The organism is Faecalitalea cylindroides, from assembly GCF_028321995.1.
Classification (GTDB): Bacteria; Bacillota_I; Bacilli_A; order Erysipelotrichales; family Erysipelotrichaceae; genus Faecalitalea; species Faecalitalea cylindroides.
Window position 1 is genome coordinate 91,383 of record NZ_JAQLXG010000003.1, and the last position, 12,577, is coordinate 103,959.

12 protein-coding genes are annotated in these 12,577 nt (G+C 34.7%); 7 read left to right on the top strand and 5 right to left on the bottom strand.

The features are described 5' to 3' along the window. Nucleotides 1-11 precede the first annotated feature (11 nt). On the bottom strand, nucleotides 12-872 hold the full coding sequence (locus tag PND65_RS02870; protein ID WP_022355708.1) for a respiratory chain complex I subunit 1 family protein: 861 nt from the start codon (nucleotides 870-872) through the stop codon (nucleotides 12-14). After that, nucleotides 872-2,764, bottom strand: coding sequence for an NADH-quinone oxidoreductase subunit 5 family protein (locus PND65_RS02875; RefSeq protein WP_271990215.1), 1,893 nt, complete (start codon nucleotides 2,762-2,764; stop codon nucleotides 872-874). Before PND65_RS02875 ends, PND65_RS02870 begins: the two co-directional genes overlap by 1 nt. Nucleotides 2,765-2,857: 93 nt before the next feature. On the opposite strand from PND65_RS02875, the gene PND65_RS02880 reads away from it, so the two are divergent. The 7 genes from PND65_RS02880 (at nucleotide 2,858) to PND65_RS02910 (ending at nucleotide 9,945) form a co-directional block, all read left to right on the top strand. Beyond that, nucleotides 2,858-3,199: a hydrogenase maturation nickel metallochaperone HypA/HybF gene (locus PND65_RS02880; RefSeq protein ID WP_015536224.1), complete on the top strand. Its 342-nt coding sequence runs from the start codon at nucleotides 2,858-2,860 to the stop codon at nucleotides 3,197-3,199. Nucleotide 3,200: 1 nt separating this feature from the next. After that, on the top strand, nucleotides 3,201-3,866 hold the full coding sequence (hypB, locus tag PND65_RS02885) for a hydrogenase nickel incorporation protein HypB (protein WP_271990217.1): 666 nt from the start codon (nucleotides 3,201-3,203) through the stop codon (nucleotides 3,864-3,866). Continuing rightward, a complete protein-coding gene (gene hypF / locus PND65_RS02890; RefSeq protein ID WP_271990220.1) occupies nucleotides 3,853-6,042 on the top strand; it encodes a carbamoyltransferase HypF in 2,190 nt (729 codons plus the stop codon). Before hypB ends, hypF begins: the two co-directional genes overlap by 14 nt. A 5-nt stretch (nucleotides 6,043-6,047) precedes the next feature. Next, nucleotides 6,048-6,269 (top strand): HypC/HybG/HupF family hydrogenase formation chaperone, encoded by a 222-nt coding sequence (locus PND65_RS02895; protein ID WP_022355704.1) that lies wholly within the window; start codon nucleotides 6,048-6,050, stop codon nucleotides 6,267-6,269. Beyond that, on the top strand, nucleotides 6,256-7,278 hold the full coding sequence (hypD, locus tag PND65_RS02900) for a hydrogenase formation protein HypD (protein WP_271990223.1): 1,023 nt from the start codon (nucleotides 6,256-6,258) through the stop codon (nucleotides 7,276-7,278). The genes PND65_RS02895 and hypD overlap by 14 nt, the downstream gene beginning before the upstream one ends. Continuing rightward, entirely contained in the window at nucleotides 7,275-8,255 is a 981-nt protein-coding gene (gene hypE, locus PND65_RS02905) for a hydrogenase expression/formation protein HypE (protein ID WP_271990224.1), read from the top strand. Before hypD ends, hypE begins: the two co-directional genes overlap by 4 nt. Before the next feature lie 835 nt (nucleotides 8,256-9,090). Next, nucleotides 9,091-9,945, top strand: coding sequence for a MurR/RpiR family transcriptional regulator (locus PND65_RS02910; protein ID WP_271990226.1), 855 nt, complete (start codon nucleotides 9,091-9,093; stop codon nucleotides 9,943-9,945). 123 nt (nucleotides 9,946-10,068) lie between these two features. Here PND65_RS02910 and PND65_RS02915 read toward each other — a convergent pair whose 3' ends face one another. From PND65_RS02915 to PND65_RS02925, 3 genes are all read right to left on the bottom strand, one after another. Further along, complete coding sequence (locus PND65_RS02915) at nucleotides 10,069-10,494, bottom strand: C-GCAxxG-C-C family (seleno)protein (protein WP_271990229.1); 426 nt, start codon at nucleotides 10,492-10,494, stop codon at nucleotides 10,069-10,071. 1 nt (nucleotide 10,495) lies between these two features. Continuing rightward, entirely contained in the window at nucleotides 10,496-11,887 is a 1,392-nt protein-coding gene (locus PND65_RS02920; RefSeq protein ID WP_195191301.1) for a 6-phospho-beta-glucosidase, read from the bottom strand. A gap of 159 nt (nucleotides 11,888-12,046) precedes the next feature. After that, nucleotides 12,047-12,532, bottom strand: coding sequence for a cyclophilin-like fold protein (locus PND65_RS02925; RefSeq protein ID WP_271990231.1), 486 nt, complete (start codon nucleotides 12,530-12,532; stop codon nucleotides 12,047-12,049). Between the last annotated feature and the right edge of the window lie 45 nt (nucleotides 12,533-12,577).

The window sequence follows — 12,577 nt, forward strand, 5'->3', positions numbered from 1 at the left end:
GCTTCACCTCACTATATCAACATCAAGATCAAAATATTGATTCCGCCACACAACAGCGTAATTAACCAACAGACATTCAATACATATCTCCAGTTGATGCGGGCACTGACATTGTCGATGACGATTTCTATAAAATAAACACCCAGACAAGCTATGATCGCAATGATCCAGCTATACCAGTTGGAATTGATAAAGAACAAGGCGACCACTGCCAGCAGCAACATCTTCTCATAGTATTCCCCAATTTCCATGATAGCTAGAGTTGGCCCGGACATCTCCGTTGTAATTCCTTTCACGACCTCCTGATGAGCATGATGAGAAGTGGATAGATCAAACGGCGATTTTCTTAACTTGATAGCCATGATCAAGATGTAACCTACAAATAAGCCTGGCATCATCAAAATTACAGATGTACTTTGTTGAATGATATCATCTACACGAAATGATCCTGTTGCCAAATAAAACCCTACCGCAATCAAGAGCGTCATAGGTTCATACGCCATCATCTGCAACATTTCACGACTCGCTCCTATATTGGAATACGGTGAAGAATCACTGCTGGCTGCCAAGATCAAAAACATATCGGCAGTCGACAAAATAAACAAGCTCATTAATATATCTGTCCCAAAGAACACCATGCCACCGGCAATTGCCAAGAAAACTAAATAGCTGCAGTTCAACAATAATTGAACACTGTTTACCGCAATCATCTGTTTTGAAAATAATTTAATCAGATCATAAAATGGCTGAAAGATTGAAGGTCCTTTTCTTCCCTGCATGCGAGCTGTGATCTTACGATCTATCCCGTCTAACAAAGCTCCAACAAAAGGAGCCAGAATCAAATACAGTGCCAAAGATATAAACCGGTTCATCACAATATTCCTCCTAAAAGTATCGCAAAACATACGATCAATACGCTGGAAGCTACAATTTGAGAAGGTTTCAACAATCTTCGTCTGCCAAACTCAAAACGCAAATACCAGTTAGAAAGATAAAGTTTCTTAGATTCTCCCATGCTGTCAATAAAATGAGAATTATCCCCTGTATTGATACCATTCATATAAGTAGGCACATAATCTCTAGGCGCCGTTCTTGTAATCAAAAACATAACACTTGGTACAACTAAAATGCTGAAGACCATTATGACCATCGTTGTTAACTCACTCATGGATAAAACATCATGCGTTGATCCAAATAATGTCAAAACAACTGGATTCACAATATATTTTGCCAATAGTGGGAACAATAAACACAGACAAATCATGATACCACAAAGAATATTCATAGAAAAATATTCATCTTTACGAGTTTTATCCTCATCCGGTGTCTTTGGCTTATGCATTGCGATCAACTTTCCTAACCACTTGGTCCAATAGAACATCGTTGAAGCACTACCAAAGGCAATAAACATTACTAATAACACATTCCCTGAATCCACAAAGGCCTTTAAGGCAACCCATTTACTGATTAACATACCAAAAGGGGCTAAATACATTCCAGCAATTCCTATACCGATGATATAAGCTAATTTAGGCAATCTTAAAATCAAACCATGCATATGTTCAATATCACGTGATCCAATGCTGTTTTCTGTGGCTCCCACACCTTCAAACAACATAGATTTGCTGACGGAATGAAAGATCATCAAGAAAATGGCTGCCCATACCGTTTGTTCTACACCAATTCCAGCACATGCTACAATCAAACCAAGATTAGAAATTGTTGAAAATGCCAGAACTTTTTTGGCATCATTTTGAGCTATTGCCATCAAACTAGCCATGATAAAAGTAAATCCACCAATAAAAGAAACCATACTTCCACATAGAGTGCCATTTAAAGCAGGAGCTAATCGAATCAATAAATAAACACCTGCTTTGACCATGGTTGCACTGTGTAATAAAGCACTGGATGGTGTTGGAGCTACCATCGCTCCATATAACCATGTTGAAAATGGTAGCTGGGCGCTCTTTGTCAAACCAGCAAGTGCCAATAAGCCAATTACCAGCATATTTCCATTGGAAACAATTACACTTAGCTGTACACTATGAGAACTCATCGCACATAACCAGATAGCCAGAGCAAAACCTACACCACCTAGCAAATTCATCCACAAAGCTCTAAAACTATTATCAATTGCTTCTTCCGTCCTGGTATATCCAATCAACAAAAAAGAAATAACACTCGTAATCTCCCAGAAGAAATAAAGCCAGATCAGATTGGATGAAAGCACCAAGCCAAACATTGCGGCCATAAACACAAACAACAAAGATAAAAACATTGAACTTCGATCAAGGACCCCACGATGATTTTCATGATAGCTTTTCATATAACCAACGGAATAAATCCCAATCAAGCCACCAATCACAGCACAGATTACGCACATTAAAAGGGCTAAAGAATCAACTTGTGTATGAGTGGATTCAACCAAAGGAATCGTATACTCGACCCATAAAACCAAAAGTGTTTGAAAGATCGACAATAGACAAACCCATCTTTTTTTATATTTAAAGCTCATATAAATTATAAAAATCATCAATAAGATTTCAACAATCTGCATAAGATGATCCACAAAGACTGTATCCACATAATAGCTCCATGTATTTTGCCCATCTATGATCCATGTTGCAACCATAAAAAAAGTTGTGACCATCATCAAAGCAGCCGTTATATAAATGATTAATCCACGTATTTTTTCATTATGAATCAAATAAATCAAAACAGCCCCAATAAGAGGTATGCCTGTTAATGTCGGTATCAAAAACATAACGTCCCTCCACGATCTCTCTGATTCTCATTATATTCCTATTTGTAAGAGGTTTCCATTCATTTTTCAAGTTTTGAGGCGTATAATGGCATTATGCATGAAATCGATATCACACAACACATTCTTAAAGATGTCATTAAAATCGCTGAGTCAAAAAACGCAAAAAAGGTAACAGAAATTCGTCTAGTACTGGGACCATTTTCCGGTTTTGTGCCAGAGTGTATTCAAATGTATATGGATCTTTTGGCAAAAGATACAATTTGCCATGGTGTACAGATCAAAGTAAAAGAAATTCCTTTAAAAGTCTATTGTAATCAATGTCATAAAGAAGCTTTGATTGATCGAAAACATATTGAATGTCCTTTTTGTCACAGCATTGATCTGAAACGTCTTTCAGGAAATGAATGTCTTATCGAGAGCATTGAGGTGGAATAATATGGAAATTAAAGTATATCATCAGATCATGGACTGGAATCAAGATGTCTCTGATCAAGTAAAAGAAACTTTGAAAAAACATCATACTGTACTGATCAATATCATGGGTTCGCCAGGAGCTGGTAAAACAAGTTTGATCAAAAATATCATTGAACAATTAAGAGATACATTTTCAATTGGCGTCATTGAAGGCGATATCACAACGGATATCGATGCCAAAACAATTGCCGAAATGAACGTCCCAAGCGTTGAATTAAATACCGATGGAGCCTGCCATATCGAAGCTATGAGCATCCAAAATATATTAAAAGACTTCAAACTAGATTCTATCGATGTTTTGCTCGTTGAAAATATTGGCAATTTAGTCTGTCCAGCTGAATTTGATATTGGAGAAAATATGCGTATTACGATACTTAGCGTTCCTGAAGGTGATGATAAAGTCGTAAAATACCCTTTGATGTTCACCGATACCGATTGCTTAGTAATCAATAAAATAGATGTACTGCCTTATTTTGATTTTGATTTAGAAAGAGTACAAAATGATTATCATGTCATCAATCCAAATGCCCCTTTCTTTTCAGTCAGCACAAAAGATAAGAAAGGGCTTAATGAATTTATTGATCATTTAAAAGAAAGGATCGAACAAATGCTCCATGAAGCATCTTAAGATACAAGTACAAGGCATCGTACAAGGAGTAGGTTTTCGTCCCTTTGTTCACCGTCTTGCCTTACAAAACAATCTAAAAGGATATGCGTATAATGATGCCCAAGGTATTATTATTCATATTCAAGGTAATTCTAAAGATACCGATATATTTTTAGAACAGTTAAAAAGTCAGGCTCCTGTGCTTTCTAAAATTGAAAATATCGAAATTGAAGAGTGTCCAATAGAATCTTTCAATGATTTTCAAATCAAAGAGAGTCAAAATGGAATCCATCAGACACTCATTTCACCAGATATTGCCCCTTGTGAAGACTGCATTCATGAAATGCTAGATCCAAATAATCGTAGATACCATTATCCTTTTATTAATTGTACAAATTGTGGACCACGATACTCGATCATTCAAGATATTCCTTATGATCGCAAAAATACGACAATGTCTGATTTCAAACTTTGTTCACAATGCGACAAAGAATATCATGATATTCAAGATCGACGCTATCATGCCCAGCCAAATGCCTGCAAAGAATGCGGTCCAAAACTCATTTATGTAGGGAATAAACAAGATGAAAACGAATTAGAAAATGCTATAAACGATTTAAAGGAAGGAAAGATCGTTGCCATTAAAGGCATTGGAGGAATCCATCTAGCCTGTGATGCCAACAATAAACAAGCTGTTTTACGACTCAGGAAAAGAAAACAAAGAGAAGCCAAGCCCTTTGCGATCATGGCAAAAGATATTCAAACTGCAAAAGAATTGGTAGATATCTCTTCTGTTGAAGAAAGCTTTTTAATAAGCAAAGAAAGACCTATAGTACTATGCAAAAAGAAAGATCCAAATTCATACATAGAACTATCCGAAAATAAAGAATTAGGAATCTTTTTACCATATAGTCCATTACATATTTTATTATTGGAAAGATGTCCTGTTTTAGTGATGACAAGTGCCAATCTTTCAGATACACCTGTATTAATCGATAATGAAGAAGCCCTGATAAAACTAAAAGACATTGCGGACTCTTTCCTGCTGCATGATCGAAAGATTGAAAATCGATGTGATGACTCCTTGATTCGAATCGTAAATGATAAACCATATTTTATCCGCAAGAGTCGAGGATATGCACCAATTGTGATCCATACACCATTTGATGTTGATGGACTACTAGCACTAGGAGCTCATCAAAAAGGAAGTTTTGCTCTGGGAAAAAATCATCATGTTTTTATAAGTCCTTATATTGGAAACATGGAAACAATTGAAACTATGGAACACTTTACTAAAGCTCTTGATACCTATAAACGCCTTTTCGAAATTACGCCGCGTCAAGCTGGCTGTGATCAACATCCTGATTATGCATCAACTTTATATGCACAAAGTTTAGACATCCCTATAACCAAGATATATCACCATCATGCACATATGGCCAGTTGCATGTTTGAACATGAACTAAGCGGACCATGTTTTGGTATCATATGGGATGGGACTGGTCTTGGTAAAGATCAAACGATCTGGGGTGCTGAATTTTTAATTGGTGACTACCAAGATTTTGTCCGTATAGGTTCCATTAAACCAATTGATCTAATTGGAAATGAACAGGCAATCCATGAAATAGGACGAATTGGCTTGGTCATGAGCATGGACGCCAACATTGAACAAACATTCTTTGAGCCAACAAAACAAGAAATATTAAAAAAGATAAGGATTCAAAACAGTATTCCTGCCACAAGTATGGGTCGATTATTTGATGGACTATACAGTATCTTAACAAATAAAATAACTCAAGACTACGATGGACAAGCTCCTATGCTGCTTGAATCTATGGTTCAGCCAACAGATAAAAAATACTCTTTAAAATTCTATGAAAAAGAACATGTACGATACTTTGACTGGACACCTATGGTCAAAGAAATGATCCAGGATACTGATGATATCCACATCAAAGCCCAAAAGGCAATCAACACGATCATTGATATGGCTATCGAACAAGTTCATACATTAAATAAAGAATATCTGCCTATCGTTTTAAGTGGTGGTTGTTTTCAAAATTTGCAGTTATTGCAAGGAATTTATAAAAAGCTTATAAAAGAAAACTATACAGTTTACTGGCATGAAAAAGTAAGCTGCAACGATGAAGGTATAGCCTTAGGGCAACTTGCTATCTTAAGTCAAAGAAGGAAGTGATCACAATGTGTTTAGCCATTCCCTTAACGATTGAAGAAATCCAAGATAAAACAGCTGTCGCCAGCGCCAATGGCATATCACAAAAAATACGAATTGATTTTTTACCGGATATACAAATTGGTGATGAAGTTCTGGTACATGCTGGCTTTGCGATAGAAAAGATTGATAAAGAAGAGGCCATGAAAACCAAAGAAGTATATAAGGAGCTGTTTGATGTTATTAAATAAACCGAAAAGAAAAATCAAACTCATGGAAATTTGCGGTACGCATACGATGTCTATTGCCCAAAATGGAATACGTTCTTTGCTGGAAGAGAATATAGAACTCGTATCAGGACCTGGGTGTCCTGTCTGCGTCACTCCTTCCAACATCATTGATATATGTTTAGAGCTCCTTAAAGAGCCAAATATCGTGATCTTCAGTTATGGAGATATGTTACGAGTACCAGGCTCTAAAGGAAAACGCCTGTTTCAACATCAACAGGTAAAGATGTGTTTATCTCCTTTAGAAGCTTTAGATTATGCCAAAGAAAATCCAAATAAACAAATCATCTTTCTAGGAGTTGGTTTTGAAACCACAACACCGGGAAGTGCCATTTGCATCCTAGAAGCCTACAAACAAAATATTAAAAACTTTTTCTTTTACAGCTTATTAAAACGAACAGAACCGGCTCTTCGAACTTTATTAAAAGATGATCCTGACATTGATGGTTTTATTTGCCCTGGTCATGTCGCATGCATCCTTGGTGAACAAGGCTTTCAATTTCTGAGTAAAGAATATCATAAACCTGGTGTTATCAGCGGTTTTGAAGCCGAAGATATCTTATGTTCAATTAATCTTTTGATTGATATGATAAATCAGGATACACCAGCCATCAAAAACACATATCAAAGAGCGGTCCGCTACAATGGAAACCAGAAAGCTCTAAGCTTGATCCATGACGTTTTTGAGCCGGAAACTTCACTTTGGAAAGGGCTAGGAAATATCGAAAAAAGTGGTCTTAAGTTAAAAGATACATATTCTCAATTTGATGCCAAGATCTATTTTCAGCTACCTTTACCAGAAAATAAAGAACCTAAAGGATGTCAATGTGCCAATATATTGACCGGGAAGAAAAAACCGATAGAATGTCCATTATTTCAAAAAATATGTACACCCCAAAATCCCATTGGACCATGTATGGTTTCAAGTGAGGGAGCCTGTGCGGCAAGCTTTATGTATGAGGAGAGATTATGAAGAATATCATCACGATCGATCATGGAAGCGGAGGTCAACTGACTTCCCAATTAATAGAAGATATCATTGTTCCATCATTTCAAAATAATGCCTTAAATGAGCTTAAAGATGGAGCTATCTTAATAAACCAAGAACACCCTCTTGTTTTTTCTACAGACAGTTTTGTAGTTGATCCCTGGAATTTTTCTGGAGGCGATATAGGAAAGCTGGCGATCTGTGGTACAAACAATGATATTTTGATGGCTGGAGGAATTCCAAAATATCTATCCTGTTCCTTGATCATTGAAGAAGGCTTTCTTTTAGATGATCTTAAGCTTATCTTAAACTCTATGAAAGAAACTGCAAAAGCTTGTGATATCCAAATAGTTACAGGTGATACAAAAGTAATTGAAAAACAAAAAGGAAACCAGATTTTTATTAATACATCTGGTATTGGCTTCTTAAAACGAAGAACATCCTACTCCTACAAAGAAGAAGATGTTGTAATCGTATCCGGAAGCATTGCCCGCCATGGTGCCAGTATCTTTATGGCAAGAGAAGATATCCAACTTCTAGGTGAGGTTCATTCTGATTGTGCTCCTTTAAATGAGCAAGCCAAGAATGCTATGGATATAGAAGGACTTCGTATCATGCGCGATCCAACACGAGGCGGTGTTGCGACTACCTGTATTGAATTGATTGAACAAACTGAATTTGGAATGGAGCTTTATGAACAAGAAATCCCAATTGATCTGGATGTCAAAACACTTTGTTCTTTACTCGGCTTTGATCCTTTATATTTAGCTTGTGAAGGACGAATGTTAGCTATATGTGCTAAAGAGGATGCCAATAAAATGTGTCAAGCTCTTGGACAAGATGCCAAGATCATTGGAAAAATCATAAAAAGTCATCCAAAAGAACTTCATTTAAAAACAAAATTAGGAGCTACCAGACGTTTAAGAAAACTATCTGGTCAACCTCTTCCAAGAATTTGCTAGGATCTACCTAGCTTTTTATTTACACTTTTGTATATATAAACTTCATCTATATTTAAAAACATTTTGACAATTCACTTTTGAAGCTTGAATGCTAACCCTTAATAAATATCATAAATATCGAATTATCATTTATAATTCTAAATATTTAATCGTTAAAATTTCTCCTTATTTTTTCTGATTATTGCTTCAACTATTTCAAATGATGTAATGTTCACATTACGATATTGCATATTTGGATTCTTTTTGAGATATTGTCTTAATGGTTCCAATAGCCTTTTTGCTCTATTTGATCGTTCATTGATATATTTATTGATTTTATTTGAAACTTCATATCCATCAATTTCGATTTTCTCAGCTTTAATATAAAGACTATTCCCAATACCTATAAAAAAGAATAGTATATTATTCCTTTAAATTTTTTCATTAATGTTAAACAGTGATATAATTCAATTGTATCTATCGGTTCATACAACCAATCATATATTACGATTGTTGCTACCACTAACACATTTTTATGACTTTTGATGGAAAGTTTATGTACACAATGATACAGATATGCCAAAGACTCAATTTTATGTATCAAACTTTAAAGCATGATGAAAACAATATCCAAATTTATGATGAACTGGATATAAATCAAATCAATGATCTAACTTGTAAAAGAATATGATTTTATTATTAAGAGAATATAAAAAAATTTAGAACTATCTATAAAACAACTTGAAGAAAGTGTTAATTATATTGACTGGAAACACAACTTCTATGATGAGGTACGGAATAGAAAATACCACTATATTAACATCCTCATCAAGACAAAATAAAAGGATGGTATGATATGCAGATAGTAAAAAGAATTCATAAATGCTCTCATTTAACGCCTGTGGAAAATGAAATTGCTCATTATATACTATCACATAAAGATGAGGTGATTAATTATTCCATTCAGGAACTTTCAGAACAAATTCATGTTTCTAAATCCGCCATACACCGTTTCTGCAAAAAAATAGATTTCAAAGGTTTTAACGAACTTAAAATTCAGTTGACAAATGATATATCTGCAGACATTTATAAAGAACATGATATTGACATCAATTATCCATTTACCCTACAAGATAATCCGATAGAAATAGCAACAAAACTTTTAGAATTATATGAAAAGACAATTCAGGATACATTATCTTGTCTAGATAAACAAAAACTAGTACATGCTACTAAACTCATGTCTAAAGCAACATCCATAGATATTTATACGCATGCACATAATATGAACATTGCAAAAAACTTCCAAGATAAAATGTTAACCATTGGCAAAATGGTTAACTGTCCAGAATCATTCTATGAACAAAGGCTTCATGCATTAGCCAGTAATAAAAATCACATTGCTTTGATCCTCTCTTATTCAGCCAAAGCCTCTTTTATTTTACCTATCCTACAAAAACTAAATGAAAAAAATACTCCTTGTATTTTAGTTTCCGGATACCAAAACAATCCGTTCCCACAATATATTTGTGAACATCTAGGCATGAGCAACTGTGAAGAATTACAAGACAGAATCGTTCAATATTCCAGTCATATAGCTCTTCAATATGTTATGGATATTTTATTTGGCTGTATCTATAACCAAGATCGTTCAACAAATAAAAAATATGTTTTAAATGCAATGGATTATATGGACGATAGGAAGTTATAAATTTAAACATTTTGCTTATTTATCACCTTTTCTTCACACACAAGCACATAAAAAATGGATCCCATCATATGGAATCCATTTTTTTGTATAGTTTCATTATTCAGTTTACTTAACAGTTCTTTTTTATGACTCTAACTCATATTCTTTTTTTATCTCAGCAATCGTTGATTCTAGAGCCATCCCGGCCTTCTGTATGGTATACAGACAATGTAGATTCGGATCATATGAATGAGGTCGAATATTTTTACATTCAGTATCGCCTAAATCTTCTGTAAAGTTACGTACACAAAGTTGAATAGCTTTTCTAAATTCTGAGAGTTGATCATGAGCCTTCTCTTTAATGAATAATTTAGACAAAACAGCAACACATCCAATCAAAGCACCACATGTTTTACCTGAATACATACCACTTCCAAAACCCGCTAACATTTTCATACTGTCTTTGTCTAGATTAAGCGAATATACATCGTTAGCCGCATGAATTATCGTTTCAGAACAATTATATTTCTTTTTCTTGTAATAATATAAAATTTGTTCCTGAAGATTCATTTTATTTGCCTTCTTTTACTAAGTCGAAAACAACTTTGTCACGAATTGTTACACCATTCATTTTAAGCTTTTCAATCTTATCTTTAAATTGTGGTAAATATTTTTCATGAGCAATCAATAACTCGTCCAAGACTTCTTTAGCATTTTTTCCAGATGGAATCAAAGGGTTCAAAATAAACGCCTCTAAAGCCAAACCATAATTTCCGGTAATAGCTGCTTCGATCGTGCATTCTTCCATAGCTTTCATACATTGAAGCCATCCTCTTTGTGCACTTGGCAATTTTCCCCATGCTATTGGCATTGGGCCTTTTGCAGTAATGACTGAGCTGATTTCAACCACACAATCTTCTGGTAATTCAGGAACAGCTCCTCGATTCTTTGTGCTTACAACCATATGTGTTTTCTTATCATTGTATATGGAATTGATACATTCACATGCAGCATCACTATAATATGCACCGCCACGAAGACTCAATTCTTCTGGCTTTGTATCTAAATCTGGATCTTCATAAAGTTTGAATAGTCGCTCTTCCGTTTCCTTGACTTGTTGACCACGAGTCCCTATGGTTTTATATTCTTCTAAACTATGCTCCAGCATTTCTTGTGATCGATAGTAATACCGATGATATCCGCAAGGAATCATCTGCATCTGTTCAACCTGTTCCTTAAAGAAAGGAACATTGGCAATATTAGCCGGTAATCCAATATCTTTTCCCTCAAACATAGCATCAATAACCTTTTGTGTGATATTTTTTCCTTGTTTATCATAGACTTTATGCCAATGAAAATGATTGATACCAACAAACTGGTAAACCAGCTCTTTAGCATCATATCCAATTGCGATAGGTTCTTTCATCATTGCGATTACTGGTACATTGCATAACCCTACAACTTTATCCCATTTTCCATATTTAACAACTGCCTCTGTAATCATCCCGCTTGGATTCGTGAAATTAATCAACCAAGCATTTGGACAAAGCTCTTTCATATCTTCTACGATATCCAAAATAACAGGAATAGTACGAAAAGCTTTGAAAATACCCCCTGCTCCATTTGTTTCTTGGCCTAACATTCCATAATAAGAAGGAATGCGTTCATCTTTGATACGTGCTTCTAAGAATCCTACACGAAATTGAGTTGTGACAAAATCTGCATTTGTCAAAGCTTCTCTTCGGTTCAATGTTGTGTAAATTTTAACATCATATCCGGCTTTTTCCCACATACGACGAGCCATAGCTGCATCAATTTCAACTTTATCTTTTCCATTTTCTACATCAACCAACCAAATTTCACGAACAGGCAATTCATGATAACGTTTAATAAATCCATCCATAAGTTCTGGCGTATAACTACTTCCTCCGCCGATTGTAACAATTTTAATTCCATCTTTCATTAGGTTGTCCTCCTTTTTGCATCTTCAAAGTAAACCTTAATTTAATGAAAGACAAGACGATTTAAACATTCTGAAACTTTGTTTATAAAAACAAGAGAAAAATTAAATATATTTTGAAACTTTTTGAAACTTATATTTCGTTTTAAATCGGACTATAGGTTATTCAACTTTTTCCTCCAAAGAAAGTGTAATTGTTACATCCCCATTCCCTAATGCTTCCTGCCATCCGGATAAATTGTTTATATGTCCGATTTGAGTATAATTCCATGTATTAGATCCATAAAACAAAACAATTTGATTTCCTTGATAAAGCATAATATCTCCCGGCTGTGTCGTTATTTGTTGATTATTTGTAGGTAAATTTGTTCCCAAAGCGCCTACTTTTTCAAAGCCTGCATAATCACTCATTTTAATAGTAATACCCGTTTCTTTTAACATTTCAACCAATACATCTACTGCTTCATTATCTTTTAATGTTGCGATAAAATTTCTATCTCCTACTTTAACATTCATCTGCATCTTATTTTCATTCTCCCTATTTGATTCATTTGTGAATTCTTCATTTTGTAAGTTTATACTTTCCTTTGAATTACCAGATAAGATTTGTTGCTTGCTGCAACCTATAAACAAAATACATGTTTTCATAAAAACCATTTATTCTTTTTTATTACTTCTACAATAGATAAAAAA

Bases quoted from the DNA above. Each gene is read 5' to 3' on its own strand.
- PND65_RS02870 (WP_022355708.1), bottom strand. From the start codon at position 872: ATGAACCGGTTTATATCTTTGGCACTGTATTTGATTCTGGCTCCTTTT.
- PND65_RS02875 (WP_271990215.1), bottom strand. From the start codon at position 2,764: ATGTTTTTGATACCGACATTAACAGGCATACCTCTTATTGGGGCTGTT.
- PND65_RS02880 (WP_015536224.1), top strand. From the start codon at position 2,858: ATGCATGAAATCGATATCACACAACACATTCTTAAAGATGTCATTAAA.
- hypB (WP_271990217.1), top strand. From the start codon at position 3,201: ATGGAAATTAAAGTATATCATCAGATCATGGACTGGAATCAAGATGTC.
- hypF (WP_271990220.1), top strand. From the start codon at position 3,853: ATGAAGCATCTTAAGATACAAGTACAAGGCATCGTACAAGGAGTAGGT.
- PND65_RS02895 (WP_022355704.1), top strand. From the start codon at position 6,048: ATGTGTTTAGCCATTCCCTTAACGATTGAAGAAATCCAAGATAAAACA.
- hypD (WP_271990223.1), top strand. From the start codon at position 6,256: ATGTTATTAAATAAACCGAAAAGAAAAATCAAACTCATGGAAATTTGC.
- hypE (WP_271990224.1), top strand. From the start codon at position 7,275: ATGAAGAATATCATCACGATCGATCATGGAAGCGGAGGTCAACTGACT.
- PND65_RS02910 (WP_271990226.1), top strand. From the start codon at position 9,091: ATGCAGATAGTAAAAAGAATTCATAAATGCTCTCATTTAACGCCTGTG.
- PND65_RS02915 (WP_271990229.1), bottom strand. From the start codon at position 10,494: ATGAATCTTCAGGAACAAATTTTATATTATTACAAGAAAAAGAAATAT.
- PND65_RS02920 (WP_195191301.1), bottom strand. From the start codon at position 11,887: ATGAAAGATGGAATTAAAATTGTTACAATCGGCGGAGGAAGTAGTTAT.
- PND65_RS02925 (WP_271990231.1), bottom strand. From the start codon at position 12,532: ATGAAAACATGTATTTTGTTTATAGGTTGCAGCAAGCAACAAATCTTA.